Origin of the sequence: Rothia sp. HSID18069 (genome assembly GCF_003989155.1) — a bacterium.
GTDB classification, from domain to species: Bacteria; Actinomycetota; Actinomycetes; order Actinomycetales; family Micrococcaceae; genus Rothia; species Rothia aeria.
The window spans coordinates 505,504-521,507 of sequence record NZ_RBMG01000001.1 but is presented as its reverse complement, the minus strand read 5'-3'; the positions used below and the strand labels follow the sequence as shown (position 1 = coordinate 521,507).

At 59.8% G+C, this 16,004-nt stretch carries 13 protein-coding genes; 5 read left to right on the top strand and 8 right to left on the bottom strand.

Annotation, left to right across the window (positions count from 1 at the left end):
* Positions 1-65: 65 nt before the first annotated feature.
* From D8M41_RS02385 to D8M41_RS02375, 3 genes are all read left to right on the top strand, one after another.
* Complete coding sequence (locus tag D8M41_RS02385; RefSeq protein ID WP_126926331.1) at positions 66-587, top strand: GNAT family N-acetyltransferase; 522 nt, start codon at positions 66-68, stop codon at positions 585-587.
* Positions 588-620: 33 nt separating this feature from the next.
* Positions 621-980 carry an immunity 22 family protein gene (locus D8M41_RS02380; protein WP_126926330.1) on the top strand — a complete coding sequence of 120 codons (360 nt, stop codon included), beginning with the start codon at positions 621-623 and terminating at the stop codon, positions 978-980.
* Between the two features lie 233 nt (positions 981-1,213).
* On the top strand, positions 1,214-1,819 hold the full coding sequence (locus D8M41_RS02375; RefSeq protein ID WP_126853280.1) for a tetratricopeptide repeat protein: 606 nt from the start codon (positions 1,214-1,216) through the stop codon (positions 1,817-1,819).
* 67 nt (positions 1,820-1,886) lie between these two features.
* Here D8M41_RS02375 and D8M41_RS02370 read toward each other — a convergent pair whose 3' ends face one another.
* Positions 1,887-2,264, bottom strand: a complete 378-nt coding sequence (locus tag D8M41_RS02370) for a nuclear transport factor 2 family protein (protein ID WP_006887386.1) — start codon at positions 2,262-2,264, stop codon at positions 1,887-1,889.
* Between the two features lie 200 nt (positions 2,265-2,464).
* Between D8M41_RS02370 and D8M41_RS02365 the strand changes: the two genes are divergently transcribed.
* Positions 2,465-2,935 (top strand): GNAT family N-acetyltransferase, encoded by a 471-nt coding sequence (locus D8M41_RS02365; protein WP_126926329.1) that lies wholly within the window; start codon positions 2,465-2,467, stop codon positions 2,933-2,935.
* 117 nt (positions 2,936-3,052) lie between these two features.
* Here the strand turns inward: D8M41_RS02365 and cydC are convergent, their stop codons facing one another.
* The 4 genes from cydC to D8M41_RS02345 all read right to left on the bottom strand — a co-directional run bounded on the left by cydC (position 3,053) and on the right by D8M41_RS02345 (position 12,358).
* Positions 3,053-6,847, bottom strand: a complete 3,795-nt coding sequence (gene cydC / locus D8M41_RS02360; protein WP_126926328.1) for a thiol reductant ABC exporter subunit CydC — start codon at positions 6,845-6,847, stop codon at positions 3,053-3,055.
* Between the two features lie 307 nt (positions 6,848-7,154).
* Positions 7,155-8,237 carry a cytochrome d ubiquinol oxidase subunit II gene (gene cydB / locus D8M41_RS02355; protein ID WP_006887380.1) on the bottom strand — a complete coding sequence of 361 codons (1,083 nt, stop codon included), beginning with the start codon at positions 8,235-8,237 and terminating at the stop codon, positions 7,155-7,157.
* Between the two features lie 27 nt (positions 8,238-8,264).
* Positions 8,265-9,839, bottom strand: a complete 1,575-nt coding sequence (locus D8M41_RS02350; RefSeq protein ID WP_094757743.1) for a cytochrome ubiquinol oxidase subunit I — start codon at positions 9,837-9,839, stop codon at positions 8,265-8,267.
* A 416-nt stretch (positions 9,840-10,255) separates the two neighbouring features.
* A complete protein-coding gene (locus tag D8M41_RS02345) occupies positions 10,256-12,358 on the bottom strand; it encodes a DNA gyrase/topoisomerase IV subunit B (protein ID WP_037235312.1) in 2,103 nt (700 codons plus the stop codon).
* A gap of 283 nt (positions 12,359-12,641) precedes the next feature.
* On the opposite strand from D8M41_RS02345, the gene D8M41_RS02340 reads away from it, so the two are divergent.
* Positions 12,642-12,851 (top strand): DUF7455 domain-containing protein, encoded by a 210-nt coding sequence (locus D8M41_RS02340; protein ID WP_037235017.1) that lies wholly within the window; start codon positions 12,642-12,644, stop codon positions 12,849-12,851.
* Positions 12,852-12,956: 105 nt separating this feature from the next.
* Here D8M41_RS02340 and D8M41_RS02335 read toward each other — a convergent pair whose 3' ends face one another.
* The 3 genes from D8M41_RS02335 to D8M41_RS02325 all read right to left on the bottom strand — a co-directional run bounded on the left by D8M41_RS02335 (position 12,957) and on the right by D8M41_RS02325 (position 15,831).
* Positions 12,957-13,856, bottom strand: a complete 900-nt coding sequence (locus tag D8M41_RS02335) for a YwqG family protein (protein ID WP_126926327.1) — start codon at positions 13,854-13,856, stop codon at positions 12,957-12,959.
* 161 nt (positions 13,857-14,017) lie between these two features.
* Entirely contained in the window at positions 14,018-14,869 is an 852-nt protein-coding gene (locus D8M41_RS02330) for a YwqG family protein (RefSeq protein WP_126926326.1), read from the bottom strand.
* An 83-nt stretch (positions 14,870-14,952) separates the two neighbouring features.
* Positions 14,953-15,831, bottom strand: a complete 879-nt coding sequence (locus D8M41_RS02325) for a YwqG family protein (RefSeq protein ID WP_126926325.1) — start codon at positions 15,829-15,831, stop codon at positions 14,953-14,955.
* Positions 15,832-16,004 lie beyond the last annotated feature (173 nt).

Below are 16,004 nucleotides of genomic sequence, written 5' to 3'. Positions count from 1 at the left end.
ACTAGCCTGCGGGTGCTCATGCGTGAACCCGTGGAGCTGACTGATCTACGAACGGAGCATCACCAGTGAGCGTTAGCCTCAAAGAGCTCACCGTCGCCGATGCTGCTGTGCTGCGTGACATCAGTATCGCAACGTTCACCGAAACCTTCGCAGACTCAAACAGCGCGGCCGATATGGCGCTCTATATCGCGCAGCGTTTCTCCGAGGACCAGCTCACCCAAGAGCTCACCAACCCCGAGTCGTTCTTCTACACCGCCGAGGTGCAGGGGCAGACGGTGGGCTACCTCAAACTCAACACGGGCGGCGCCCAAACCGAACCGCAGCAGGAGAACGCCCTAGAGATTGAGCGCATCTACGTGCTGGGCACCCACCACGGCCACGGTGTGGGGCAGGCCCTCTACCAGCACGCCCTCACCATCGCGAACCAGCGGGCGGTAAGCTACATTTGGCTGGGGGTGTGGGAGCACAACCAGCGGGCGTTACGGTTCTACCAGAAGAACGGGTTCACCGCCTTCGGGCAGCACATTTTCCGTCTCGGTGATGACGAGCAAACAGACATTCTCATGAAACACGACCTCAACCGCTAGAAACACGCAGGAAAACAACAACGAAGGGACGCCGTGAACAACAGTGTCGCCATCTGGGTCGGCAGGTTCGACTCCGACCAGGAACTACAAGACTACCTCGACATTGATTACGCCGCTGAGCAAGACAACAGCGAATACATGGCCTCAGAATTCGCGGAAGCCTTCAAAATATTCCACCACGACGAAGACTTCCGGGAAGCCTACCGCGCAGAGACCGAACCGGTAAGCTGGGCTGGGCTGGCCGAACCGCTCTCATACGCCGAAGGGTTCGCCCACACCGTCCCCAATATTACCGACCGCAACAACTCCATTATCGCCCTCTACAACTACACCTACCCGGGCACCGTACACGGCACAGAAAACGTGGTGTTCGTGGGTAACTACACCTACTAGCGCCCCGCCCGCTCCCCCGCTATTAAGGCACTACGTACCGGGCGAACGGTTTCGACTATAGTGTTATGCTGCCGTCTTTACACAACCGCCAGAACCGTGCGATAAGCCCAGGGTGCAGGGGGTTCTTCGCGGCAGGGCGTGTTCACGTATAGTTAAGGAAATTAGTTCTTGCCCTGGGCGCACAGTACCGGCAAGACAGGTACCAACAGACTACTGGCTCAGGAAGGGAACTCATGGCCGAACAGCCCGATGCGGGTACGCAACGCTACGCCCAAGAACAGGTGAACCTCGGGGCGGAACACTACAGGCAAGGCCGCTTCGCAGAAGCCGCCGCCGCATGGGGCGCCGTACCTGAGAGCGTACCCGACCAGTACGCGGTGGCGCAGGTGGACTTAGGCATCATGTACGGCAGCACCGGCGACGCCGCAAAAGCCATTGCGGCATGGCAGAAAGTGCCCCAGAGCGAAATCCAGGCGTACGCGGTGGCGCAGTACAACATCGGCTCCGTGTACGAGGGGCAAGAGAAAGACGAGGCGGCGCTAGCGGCCTACGGCAATATCCCCGAAGCCGACACGATGCACTACGCCATGGGGCAGTTCAACAGTGCGGTGCTGCTGCACATGCACGGCAACTTCCGTGCCGCCCTGGGGGTCTACCAGAACGTGCCCGAGAGCGTGCCCGACCAGTACGCCCGCGCGCAGCTAAACCTGGGTGTGCTGTACCAGCAGATGGGCCTGGACGATAAAGCCCGCGAATCATGGAACCGGGTACCAGCGGACTACCCCGACCTGTACGAGGTGGCCCAGTCATACCTAAACGACGAAGACGAAGACTCCTAAAACCCGTGGGTGCTACGGTGAGGCGCAGGCCCGCCGTGGCACACGCTATTTGAGGCGGGTGTTTTGCCTAGCCGCCCAGAACCGCCACGATTTCTTGAACGATCTGCCAGTTTCCACCGCGTTTCTTCCAGGTGATGGTGAACAGAAAATCCTGCTCCTGCGCGCCCTGGCTCATCCTGCGTTTGAGCACAATAGTGCCGGTTTCACCGTCAGAATCGGCAAAAAGGATAGTGTGCGCAGTGTTCAGGGGCGCCGCGCCGCTGTCTTTGAGGGCCTGGAAGAACCCAAGATTGTCCTGTTTTGAGAGAATCTGCACCGTATTATCCGGCAGAATCCGCACAAATTTCAGGTCATCGGCATACACCCGCTTCAGAAAATCAATATCGTAGCTGGTACCGCGCGAAATCAATTCTTCGGTAAGTGTTTTCATCGTTTCGTCAATCATGATGCCCTCGCTCTCTGACGTGGAAATACGTACAAGCTCAGCCTAGCATCTGAAAGTTCCATTCTGTCATATTCATCAGGTATGCTCGTTTTATGACTGTTTAGTTATTGTCTTATGACGATCCGTTCCATGTATCCGTGTCACACCCTGAACACGGCTATTTTTAGCACCCATAAAACATAATTCTTAAGGAAACAGTCATGACTATCCCCTGGCCCCCTGCAGCTCAAACCGCTCACAACCCTCAAGCGGTGGCACGTATCCTCAAGACCCTGCCCGAATGGTTTGGACGTGAAGAGTCCAATGCCGAATACATACATGCTGCTGAACGACTGGAAACGTGGACGGTAGCTCACCCGGAAACCCACGAAGTTGTGGGTATCATGCTGATCGCCCAGCACTACCCGGTTGAGGCAGAAATTCATTTGCTGGCAGTAGATGCCGCCTTTCACGGATACGGAATTGGCACTTCCCTAATAAATGCATTTGAAAAGGAGGCACGTAACCGCGGTATCAGGCTGATACAGGTCAAGACGCTTGGAGAATCTTTTCTCAATGAGCCGTACCAGCGCACCCGCAATTTCTATAAATCTGTAGGGTTTTTGCCCCTTGAAGAGACGAACCTGTGGGGCGAAGATACTCCCTGTCTGATAATGGTAAAAGCAATCTGACTGGCTTGACCGTATATAGAGCGCAGCCTTCATTCTGCCCAAAGCCTACGGCTTCTCAAGACATCTAAAACGGGTTCAAATATTTTCCTGAGCCCTCTCACAACGTCATGTATAGACCTATTCCAAGGTAACAACCGTATCGCAGCGGGCAATGTCTTCGGGGCGGTGCGAGACCAAAACAGTTGCCGTACCGCCGGTGCGGGTTGCCGCGTCCAGATCAGCCATGAGAGCTGCGGCTGATTCAGAGTCCAGATGCGCGGTCGGCTCATCCAGCAGAAGCACCGGGGAATCTACAAGCAGAGCACGAGCAACCGCAAGACGCTGCCGCTGCCCGCCCGACAGGAACCCGCCGCCAGCGCCCACCCGGGTGCGTAACCCCTCAGGCAGCGTATCGTACCACTGCCCCAGCCCCACCCGGCGCAGCACAGCCACCATCTGCTGCTGGGTGGGACGCTGCGAACGGTCACGAGCCAGCAGCAGGTTACCCTCAAGGGTGGACTCAAAAATATGCGCCGCCTGCGGGCACCACGCCGCGTAACCGCGCACCCGCTCAGCATCCAGCACCTGACCGTGCGCGCGAACCTGCCCGGCCTCCAGCGGCAAAAACCCCAGCAGACTCGCTAAAACAGTGCTCTTACCCGAACCCGACGGCCCGGTAACGCCAGTCCACTCCCCCGCACGCGCGCTCACGGTAAGGCCCTCAAAGACAGGGGTCTCCATGCCGGGCCAGCGTGCGGCGGCGTTCGCAAGCTCCAAGGCGGGCCCCCGCCCAGACGCAGGAGCGAGCACCGGGGAGTGGGCACGGTTAGCGGCTTCCTCGTCGTCTGTGAGGTCAGGGATATCCGCCTCAGCCGCCACATCGGGGGCGATCCGGGCCACCAGACGCGCAAAAGCGGGCCACGAACGCACCGCCTCAAGATGCCCCACGGTGCTCTCAATCATGCCGGTACACATGAGCACCACAATCGCCGACTCCGGCGCCCCCACCGTGCCCGACACCGCCAGCGGGTACGCAATGACCGCGCACCACAGCGCCGCACCAAACCAGGCCACAACAGCTAGGGCACGCCCCACCCCCTGCGCGTACGCCCCCCGGGTCAGTGCCCGCAGATTCCGCGCGTCCACCCGCGCGGCGGCGGCAACCGCCGTCTGCGACACCCCGTTAGCCCGCGCATCCTCTGCGGCACCAAGCAGACTGGTGCTCAACCGCATCAGCTGCGCGGTCGATGCGCGCGAAACCCCCTCAGCGCGGGCATCCGCACGCAGCACCACCCACGGGGCCAGCACAGTTGTGATAAACGCCGCGAGCGCCACCGGCCCCAGCGCCTGCGGCAGAATCACCCAGGTGCTCACCAGTGCCACGGCCATCACCAGCAGGTGCGCGGCGGGCGGCAGAATCACGCGCGGTATGCCGTCGCGCAGCTCATCAATGCCGCCGATGAGCCGCTCCAGCAGGGCGTCGCCGCGCAGCAGGGCGCGCACACTGCCGATATTACGGTACGCCCCCGCCCATGCGCGCAGGCGCAGGGTGTTAGCGGCGGCAAGTACCCGCGAGTGGGTGAGCAGACGCTCAGCGTAGCGTGCGGTGGCGCGCCCCAGCCCGAAGAACCGCACACCCACGATGGCGACCATCAGGTACATCATGGCGGGGCCTTCGGCGGCGCGCACAATCAGCCACCCGGAGAGGGCGGTGAGGGCAACGGCCGCGAGTGAGGTTGCTGCCGCCATCATGACGGGCCCGGAGGCTTTGAGCACACCTATTTTCGTGAGCCCGCGCAGGGTTTTGAGGGTTGCAAGAACACCGGGGGCCGTGCCGGGCTCTGCGGGGCTGCTGGGCAGGGTTTTGTCTGTTGCTGTCTCCGGTGTGTGCGTCTGCGCTGGTGGTGCGGACGCGGGGATTGGGGCAGGTGCCGGGTTTGTTTTAAGCGCCCAACGGTAGCCGCCGCCGTGGTACGCGTCTGCCCGCAGCCAGAGGGCGCAGTGCTCGGCCAGTTCCCCCTCGTGGGTGACGATGAGCACGTTCGCACCGCGTGCCGCCAGCGCCCCTAAGGCGCGGGTCACCAGATGTGCGGCGTGTGCGTCCAGGTGGGCGGTGGGTTCATCCACGAGCACACTCAGGCGGGGCCGCTGGCGGGCGGAGGCTTCATCACGGTGGTGCTCATCGGCGGCTGCGGCCCGGTATAGGGCGTCGGCGCGGGCGAGGGTGCGGGCGATCGCTAACCGGCGGGCCTGGCCCGCGCTGAGCGATTCGGGGGCTTGTTCGGCGAGGTTTTCAAGGCCCAGCTCAGCCAGATAGCCGGTAAGGAGCACCGTGTCGGAGGGGGCAAATTCGGTGTCTGCCGCGAGTAGCTGCGCGGCGTACTCCTGCTCGCTCTTAGAGGCGCTGAAGGCGTAGAGGGCCATCTCCAGCAGTACTGTGGGCGCGGCGAACTGCGGTGACTGCGCGATCATAAGGGTGTGCCCCACCCCGCTGACGGCACCGCCCACATGCACGGGCTCTGATGCGCCGGTGGGTACCAGGCCCTCACGTACCGCCCCGGACAGCACGCCGAGCAGGGTTGATTTGCCGCATCCTGAGGGTCCTGTAATCCCCAGGATGGTGCCCGCTCCCCCGCGTTCTTGGCTACTGGGCAGGGTGAAGCTGAGGTTGCTGAGTACTGTGCCGCGGCCGGGGTAGGCGACGGTCAGTTTCTCAACCGTCAGGCCTTTACCGTTCTGCTCGTTACTGTGCGGTGCCTCGTGGGTGGTGTCCGCTGGCTGGGGTGCATCAATAATGTTCTGGGCGGCCCGCAGCGCGGCTACCCCGTCTTCTGACTGGTGGTAGGCGGCGCCAACATCCCGCAGCGGCTGGTAGCATTCGGGGGCGAGCAGCAGCACCAGGATGGCGGTGTCTAGCCCCATCTGCCCGTTTACCAGGCGCACACCAATGAGCACAGCCACCAGGGCCACCGAGATGGTGGTGATGAGTTCCAGCGCGAGGGATGACATGAAGGCACTGCGCAGGGTGTGCATGGTGCGGGCACGGTATTTCTCGCCGATTGCCGCTAATGCACGGGTCTGGGCGCGTTCCCGCCCTAACCCGATGAGCACCGGCAGCCCGCGCACCAGTTCAAGAATGTGGTCTGAGAGGCGGTGCAGTTCGGATTGTGCGGCGGCGGTGTCTTCACGCGTGGTTTTGCCGATGAGCACCATGAAGAGCGGGATGAGCGGCAGGGTGCAGGCCACGGTGATGGCGCTTATAGGGTCTAAAAGCAGCAGAACAACCCACAGGGTGGCGGGCACTGCGGCGGAGCTGACGAATGCGGTGAGGGTTTTGGTGTAGTAGTTATCGAGTGCGTCCAGCCCGCGTGAGATGAGCACGGCGGTGGCGGCGGTGCCTTCGGGGGTGTCGGCCCCGCCGGTTGCGAGCACCCGCTGCAGCAGCTGCCGCCGAATACTTGATTTCGCCCCGGATGCGGCTTTCTGGGCGCTGAGGGTGAGCAGGTACTCGAATCCGGCGCGGGCCAGGAGCGCCAGCACCCCGCAGATAATAAGCGTAATGGTGATGCCGTCCCCGTCGCCGAGAAGCCACCCGAGCGTGCCGTCAAGTTTGGCTTGGGAGTCCCCGGCGAATTCGATGAGCGCCCGGTACTCTTCGGGGGTTGAGGTGTGTTTGCGGCGTTCGTGTTCGGCGGCGAGCGCAGCGAACCCGGCGTGTGCGGCCCGTGCTATGGCGGATGCGAGGGCTGCGCTGAAGATGACGGTGGCGAGGGTGTGCGCCATGGTGAGCACGGCGAATACGCCCAGGTTTTTGCGGGCGTTAGGCCCTAGTGGCGGGCGTTTGTTGCCGCGCTTAGTGGCTGCCCCGTTCGAGGGTGGTGCGGTGCGTGTGGCGCCCGCACGTGTGGTGTTTTTAGTTGAGTGTGTGCTCACCGTTGGGCTCTCTTCTTGTTCCCCGGGTTGTTGGCCCTTGCGGGCTGTCTCATACACCCCATATTTTAGGGAACATTCCGGGAGGTTTCACCCGTTGGGGTGCGTAGGTATTTATGACCCGCCGCTCACCACCTGGCCGTCTTATGCACGGGGTGTAGCTGGGTGGTGTCGGTGGTGCTGCCAGGCTGTTGCAGCAGGTGATCGGGCTGTTATTGGTTCTCTTATGGCCACGCCCCCGCATCGTGGCTTTGGGCCTATGATGCGGGGGCGTGTTTGTCAGCTGCTAAGGGGCCGGTTTCGCTGGTTTCTATTCCGCCGCTACCTTATTGGGCAGTTTTGCCAGGTCGGTGGCGTCGTGTGCGGCCGGGATGTGTTCAACGCGCAGGCGTTTGCGGAACACCCAGTACGTCCAGCCCTGGTACACCAGAATAACGGGCAGGCCCATGAGCCCAACCACGCTCATCACACCCAGGGTGTATTCGGAGCTGGAGGCGTTCGCAATGGTGAGCGAGTGGGAGGCGTCCAGGGTGGAGGGCAGCACGTTCGGGTACAGTGCGGTGAAGATAGCCAGCGCACCGAACGCTATGAATAGGCTCAGCCCCGCGAATGCACGGCCTTCGCGTCCTGCTTTAGCGCTCAGCCAGCCTAGGGCCACGGCCACAACCGCCAGTATCGTGCACAGCCATGACACCCCGTTGCCGGTGGTGAATTGCATGTACAGCACCCACCCGGTAATTGGCAGCAGGGCGATCGGCAGCAGGCGCACTAGGGCTGCGCGGGCACGATGCCGGATTTCCCCGTCGGTTTTGAGTGCCACGAATGCGAGCCCCTGCATGAGGGAAAACCCTACCAGTGACAGCCCGCCCAGGAGTACGGGCCAGCTTGCCCAGGCGAAGGCACCGCCCACGCGGTCGCCGTTGCTGTTAATGGGCAGCCCGATTGAGGTGAGCGCCAGCAGCGCCCCCACCAGCAGGGCGATGAAGAACGAGGATACTGAGATGGCGGTGTTCCACCCGTTAATCCAGCGTTCGTCGTTTTTCTTGCCGCGGTATTCGATGGCGACCGCACGGAAAATCAGTGCCAGCAGCGCCAGTGTCAGCGGAACGTACAGTGCCGAGAACAGGGACGCGTACCATAGCGGGAATGCGGCGAATGTTGCCGCGCCGCCGGTGACCACCCACACTTCGTTGCCGTCCCAGACGGGGCCGATAGTGTTCAGCAGCAGGCGGCGTTCCTGCTCGTTCTTGGCGAAGAAACGGCTCATGAGCATCCCCACGCCCAAATCGAAGCTGTCAAGGATGAGGTAGCCGATCCAGAACACGCCAACCACCACGAACCAGATGGTTGGTAGTGTCGGCTGGCCCGCGAAAATATTAAAGTCGAAGTTCATGATGTTGAGTCCTTCAATCCTTGGCGCCTAGTAGGCGAACTCCAGCACGTCCCGTTGCGCGGCGCTGTCTTTGTCGGCGTCGTCATGGTGGGATTGCACGAGTTCGGGCATTGCGGCCACCACACCGGATTTCACATATTTAACCAGTAGGTAGATTTCGACTACCATCAGGATGCCGTATACCGCCCCGAGGGAGATCAGGGAGAACAGGATCTCTTCGCCTGAAACACCGGGTGAGACGGCGGCGGCGGTGAACATCATGACGGCGGGGTCGCCTTCAGGGTTGGGTGCCACCACGAACGGCTGGCGGCCCATTTCGGTGAAGATCCACCCCAGGGCGTTGCCGAAGAACGGGGCGAGAATACCCAGGATTGCGAGGTTCTTCAACCATTTAGCTTCTGGGACGGTGCCGGTTCCTTTCTTGCGGGTCACCCACAGTACGTATACGTATGAGAGGGCGCCGATACCGCCGAAGGTGATCATGCCGCGGAACCCGTAGTAGGTGACTTCCATGAGCGGCAGGTACTGGATTTCTTGGCCTGCGCGTTCACCGTAGAGGGGGTTGTTGGCCAGGTGCGTGCCGTACTTTTCTTTGTATTCGGGCAGCAGGGTGTTCACGCCTTTCACCTCGGTGGTGAAGTTATCGTGCGCTAGGAAAGAGAGGGCGCCGGGTACCTCAAGGACGGCGTGTACTTTGTCGCAGTCCTGCGCGCCAGGGGATGATATGGACAGGACCGAGAAGCCGGTGCCGTCGTGGCAGGCTGCCTCGGCGGCCGCCATTTTCAGGGGCTGCTGGTGGATCATCAGCTGCGCTTGCATGTGCCCGCTAAGCCCCACGCCCATAAAGCCGATGAGGCCTACCACGGCGCCTACTCGCAGGGAGCGGAACCACACCAGGTAGTCTTTCTTGTCGCGGCCTCCGACTTCGGCGTCGCCGACCACAACTTTGCCGTCCTCTACGGTGTCGATGCCGTCTTTGCGGCGGCGCCACAGCTTGTACCAGGCGATTCCGACCATGAACCCGCCAGCAACCTGGATAGCACCGAAGATCACGTGGGGGAAGGTCAGCAGCGCAGTGTTATTGGTGAGCACAGCCCAGATATCGACGAGGCGGGGGCGGCCATCGATCATTTCAACGCCGACGGGGTGCTGCATCCACGAGTTCGCGGCGAGGATGAAGTACGCCGAGATCCATGAGCCTGCTACGGCGGCGAAAAGGCAGAAGGCGTGTACCTTGGGCTTGAGTTTGTCCCAGCCAAAGATCCACAGGCCTAAGAAGGTTGATTCGACGAAGAACGCGAACAGCCCTTCCATCGCTAGGGGGGCGCCGAAGACGTCGCCCACGAATCGGGAGTACTCGCTCCAGGCCATGCCGAACTGGAATTCCTGCACCAGGCCGGTGGCCACACCCATAATGAAGTTAATGAGGTACAGTTTGCCCCAGAACTTTGTCATGCGCTTGTATTCGTCTTTTTTGGTGAAGACGTAACGCAGGTACAGGTAGGTGACGACCATACCCAACCCGAGAGTTAGCGGCACCATGAAGAAGTGGTACACGGTGGTGATGCCAAACTGCCACCGCCCAACATCAAGGGGATCCATAGCGGTCCTTTTCTTAGTGTGTAGTGCTTATGTGGTTGTCGCCGGATCTGCCATAGATCCGGCGATTATATAAGTGCAATGCCTCTTACACTACAACCTTTTATTTTCGGCATAAATCATGCGAATTTTGAGGGGTCGGGGTGAGGCTTGACTAGGGTCTAAAGGTGGATTAAACGCTATCATCTTTTTGAAAGTATTTACCCGTAAATCATTATTTATAGGCACATTCCGTCGCGGCATGAACGGCAACAAACCATGCCCCGCAGACCCCATCCCCTGGCAGGCGGGCCGGGAAACGAACAAAAGTGGCCCGAATAGTGCTTTTGCAAGCACTAAACAGCCACTTTGTTACAGTCACAAACTATCTATGAGAAAACACACAGTGAGTATTGTCACCATTTTGTGTTCAGGGTGTGCTAGATGTCGATATTTTCCTGATCCAGCTGGTGTGCACCAGCAATAATGAACTCCTTACGCGGGGCCACCTCCGACCCCATGAGCAGGGCAAAAGCGCGCTCTGCCGCCTCCGCATCCTCCACCCGGATGCGCCGCAGCATACGGTGGCGCGGGTCCATAGTAGTCTCAGCCAGCTGGTCGGCGTCCATCTCGCCCAAGCCCTTATACCGCTGAATCGGCTCCTTATACCCCTTACCTTCAGCAGTAAGCCTATCAAGCAGCTCATGCAGTTCCCGCTCCGAGTAGGTATACACCATCTCATTAGGCTTGCCCCGGTTAATAACCTCCACCCGGTGCAGCGGCGGCACGGCGGCATACACACGCCCGTCCTCAATGAGCGGGCGCATATACCGGTAAAACAGGGTCAGCAGCAGGGTGCGGATGTGCGCCCCGTCCACGTCAGCATCGGTCATCATAATCACTTTGCCGTAGCGGGCTGCCTGAAGGTCGAAGGTTCGCCCGGAACCTGCACCAATCACCTGGATCAGCGCTGCGCATTCGGCGTTGGCGAGCATATCAGAGACCGAGGCGCGCTGGGTGTTCAGGATTTTACCGCGAATCGGCAGCAGCGCCTGGTATGAGGAAGACCGCGCCAGGCGGGCTGTGCCCAGTGCGGAGTCACCCTCCACAATAAACAGTTCAGAATGTTCCACGTTCCCCGAGCGGCAGTCCACCAGCTTGGTCGGCATTGACGAGGATTCCAGGGCGGTTTTACGGCGTTGCGCCTCTTTATGCACCCGCGCCGAGATGCGGGTTTTCATCTCCGAGACAACCTTCTCGCACAGGGCATTTGCCTGCGCCTTATCGGCCCGGCCGGTCGCCTGCAGGCGCGCCTTAAGCTGGTCAGATACCACTTTCAGCACAATCTGCCGCACCGCCGGGGTTCCCAGAATCTCTTTGGTCTGCCCCTCAAATTGCGGCTCGGCCAGGCGCACCGTCAGCACCGCCGTTAACCCGGCCAGCGCATCGTCTTTCTCGATCTTGTCGTTACCGACTTTGAACCTGCGGGCATTATCGGCCAGATGTTTGCGGAAGGTGCGCAGCAGCCCCTGCTCAAACCCGGTGGTGTGGGTGCCGCCTTTGGGGGTGGCAATAATATTGACGAAACTACGGATAGTGGTCTCGTACCCTATCCCCCAGCGCAGGGCAATATCAACTTCGCATTCACGTTCCACGTCGGTGAGCTGGGAGCGCCCGTCCTCCCCCAGCACGGGCACGGTTTCGGTGAATGAGCCACGCCCGGTAAACCGCCAGATATCGGTTACCGCGCTGTCATGCGCTAAGAACTCTACGAACTCACTAATGCCGCCATCATGTTGAAAAACTTCTTCGTGGGGGCCGAACTCGCCGGGGGTTCCGGGCACTCGGCGTTCGTCCCTAATGGCGATGCGCAGCCCGGGAATCAGGAACGAGGTCTGCCGGGCGCGTGAAACCAGATCTTCGTAGCTGAACCGTGCATCAGGGGTAAAGATCTGCGGGTCAGCCCAGTAGCGCACGCGGGTTCCGGTGACACCCCGTTTTGCTCTGCCCACAATCTGCAGCGCCTCGGCGCCTTCTGCGGCCGGGGTGAACGTGTCCTCCGGTTTGGGGGTACGGCTCGAGTCGAACCGCCCAGGCATGCCGTGGCGGAACGACATCTGATAGGTTTTACTGCCGCGATCCACCTGCACATCCAGGCGGGATGACAGCGCGTTTACCACGGAGGCACCCACCCCGTGCAGACCGCCGGAGGCCGTGTACGAGCCGCCGCCGAATTTGCCGCCCGCGTGCAGCTTGGTAAAGACCACCTCCAGGCCCGACAGTCCGGTGCGCGGCTCAATATCGGTGGGGATGCCCCGGCCGTCGTCCTGCACCTCTACCGAACCGTCACGGTGCAGAATAATCTGGATTGACTGACCGTACCCCGCCAATGCCTCATCAACAGAGTTGTCGATAATCTCCCACAGGCAGTGCATGAGCCCGCGCGAGTCGGTCGAGCCAATATACATGCCGGGGCGCTTGCGCACCGCTTCTAAACCTTCAAGTACCGAGAGGTGGCGGGCGGTGTAGTTCGACGCGGCCAAGTCTTTCCCTTTCACAACGGTTTTCTTCGTAGGTCTATTCTATCGTGGCTTGTGCCCAGAAGCGGCTTAGCAGGTCATTGTCGGGCGCGCCCACGCCGAACCAGCACCTGGTAAAAGGGGTTGCTCTCCCCTCTCCCCTGGTAAAGGCAATGTGGTGCTATTTGTAGTCCGGGTGCAGTTCGGACGCTCAGAGCGAAAGGTGACTAAGAGGGTGGGCTCAGCAGGTGGGTTTATGGTTGCATAGAGTTAGCACTCGTTTCTCTACATTTTTGAAGGGTGAACAATGACCGTGAACTCCACTCTCGACCCCGCTAAGGTACGTCAGCTGACCTCCCGTGACCGCTGCGATGTGTGCGGCGCGCAGGCTTATGTTCGGGCTGTACTTCCTTCGGGTCATGACCTGCTGTTCTGCGGCCACCACGCTCGCGCAAACGAGGCCGGGGTGAAGGCTATTGCGGGCACTACCTGGGATGATCAGACCTCCCACCTGTAAGTTTCTTGTTGTTGCGGCGCGCACCCTGAACTTTTCAGGGTGCGCGCCGTTTATTGTTGTTTACCGCCCCGGTTTATCGCTCGTTCCGCAGCGGGTGGGGAGTTTTTAGCTCCACCGAAGTTTAGCGGGGTGTTCATCCCATTCATAGTAAATATCGGAGAAATCGCGTGAGGCTAACTTCTCTGGGGCGATCAGCCAGTTCGCGGCCCCAAAATACCCCCACTTCACATCAGGGTCTAGTTCGTACTCTGTTCCCATGGTGAGTAAGTTGAACGTGTAACCCTTAGCAAGGGCCGGATGCTGCCTTGGGTCATCGTTAAATGTTTCGGGGTACCCGCCCAGCTGGGTGATAATGTCGTCTGCGTCGGGCTCTTCCACAATGTTTACCCCGCCCCCGCCTGTGGCGCGGCCCAGACTAATGGCGTCCTCATACCCATCAATGGGTTGTGCAGGGTACCTCTCGTTCCAGTACTGTGTGAAAAGCTCATCAAACGGTTCACGCAGATACTGAAGCGGGTTATGAAGCGCAGACGCGAACTTTAACGCCAGTTCCGGGGTGCCCCGTCGTATGGGCCACACGTATTCAGGAAACTTGTCGGCCTCCCAGTCGATATGTGCCGATTGGGCGTGCGGATTGGGGTCTGTGAGTTCGGGGTAATATATCACCCGGTTGTTGAGGGGGCTGCTCGGTGCGGTAGGGTCGGCACCCCAGCCGGGGCGCGGGGCAATCCAAAACTGAAGCATCCCGGACTCGGGGTACAGAGTGTTCTCCGGCAGCTCGGCACAATTAATCTGCGCAATCATCCCTAAGGGCTGCCCGTCGGAGCCAAGGGGCGCATCCACCCCAGCGGGCAGGTACGGCACACCCCCAAACTTCGAGGCAGTCACCGGCAACGGGGCATCCGGCACATTAGTAGTAATGCGCAGCGCGGGTTTCTGCGCGCCCGCGTTCACCAGTTGGGTCACTGCGCGTATCTGTTCAAGGATACGAACCGGTGTGTTCATAGCTTCTCCTTGTGGACGGCTCTTTCTCTTAGTTGTTTTTAGTCTCTCGGCTCAGCAATATTGCTGTCTTGCCCAATACCCTGCCTGCTGGCAAGGTGCCTCTCAGGCGTTCTTTGGCACGCCCCAAGAGGCTAGCTGTCTAATGTGCAGCTCTAGGTGTTTTAGCTCTGCCACCACCAGAAAAGAACCTTCGAGAAATCACGGGCTGCTAACTGTTCGGGGGTGATCAGCCAGTTTGCGTACCCGGCGTCTCCCCACAAGAGCTCGGTGCTTCCCAGACGGTACGACTCCGAGCCCATAGTTAGCAGGTTCACCGTATATTCTTCTAGCTCGGGGTTATTACGGCGCGGGTCGTCATCAAAGAAAACAGGGTACCCGCCCAGCTGGTGGTAGCCCGCCTCATCGGCTATTGCGCTTAGAATATCCTCGTCCTCTTCGGCCTCTTCCACGAGGTCTTCCAGCTCTTCAATTTCTTCAATTGCCTGGTCGGGGTAGAGTTCGTTCCAGATCTCAATAAACCGCTCATGGTCTCCCCAGGTGAGCATGGGGTCTGGCGTCTCCGGCGGGCCAAAAATAAGCGATATTTCGCGTGTGGGCGGGTCAATCGGCCAGTGGTGTTCTTCCCAGTTTGCCTCAACGGCGCAGGCGTGCGGGTTAGCTGCGCCCAGTTCTTTCCAGTAGATGACGCGCGCATCTGCCCCGGGCAGCCCATCGTTGATGCTCATCCCCCATTGGGGGTGCCGTGGGTTGAGCCAGAACTGAAGCATCCCAGACTCGGGGTACAGAGTGTTCTCCGGCAGCTCGGCACAGTTAATCTGCGCAATCATCCCTAAGGGCTGCCCATCGGAGCCAAGGGGCGCATCCACCCCGGCGGGCAGGTACGGCACACCCCCATACTTCGAGGCAGTCACCGGCAGCGGCGCATCTGCTGCACGTACGGTAATGGGAACTTTATCCCTTTGGTAGTTCACCATTTGCGCTACCACAGACCGAGCTCTGTCTGTTATCGTCATCGTTCTTGTTCCTTATAGGGTGTATGGCGCGCGCGCCTCATATACGGAAGCGCACGCCATTATCCTTTGAAAAACCGGTGCGGCTAACAGCAGGACCATTCGAAAATAACTTGCGAAAAGTCCCGGTTTTTCAGCTGTTCGGGGGTGATCAGCCAGTTTGCGGTACCCACATCGCCCCACATGATTGTAGGGGTGTTGGGGTCAGCCCAGTTACCGTCAGATACTGAGATCATGGTCAGCAGGTTCACCGTGTAGTCCCGCAAATCATCAGCGAAATCGCGGGGGTCGTTTTGCGTGAAAATAGGCTCGCCACCGATCTTGTGGGTCAGCTGATCCTCGGTTTCCCGGTCAATTGTGTCTGTAACACGGTCTTCGCCCAGCTCGTCGATCTCATCAAAGAAATCCTCGATTGGTGTTTCGGGGTACAGCTCGTTCCATGTATCAACAAACAAAGCTTCGGCGGTCTCGTTCATCAGCGACCATTTATCGCCCAATGCCGCCTCAAAGCTGAGCGCATATTCGACAGTTTCGGGAGAAATCGGCCACCCGTAATCGTCCCAATTCGCCTTGGCTACGCGCGCATCCGGGTTAGATTCGCCCAACTCAGGGTAGTAGATCACCCGGTAGCCGTTTTGGGTACGGTCGGCAATGGCGTCGTCCATCCCCCAGAGCGCTTCTTCATCACCCGGGTCAATCCAGAACTGGAGCATCCCAGACTCAGGGTAAATAGTGTTCTGAGGCAGCTCGGCACAGTTAATCTGCGCGATCATCCCCAAGGGCTGCCCCTCTTTATTAGCGGGGGCGTCCACCCCAGCGGGCAGGTACGGCACTCCCCCAAATTTGGAGGATGTCACCGGTAGCGGCTCAGCAGCCGCCGTGGCTGTGATGCGCACCGTGGGTGATTGGTCATTTTCTTCTATTCGTTTAATAACCTCACGCGCCTGGTCGAGAATTTTTCCCATATCTGCTCCTGTGCTTCTAGTGGTACTGGTGCGAAATCTGTGAACACTATTAGAGCACGTTTTTTCTCGCGGTGCGTGCACGTACGTCATGCATCCGAAGGCACAATGCAGAAAATAAAATATTCCCCGCCGTCAACGCATAGTTTTGTGTTTGCGGCGGTGCATTAGCTTTT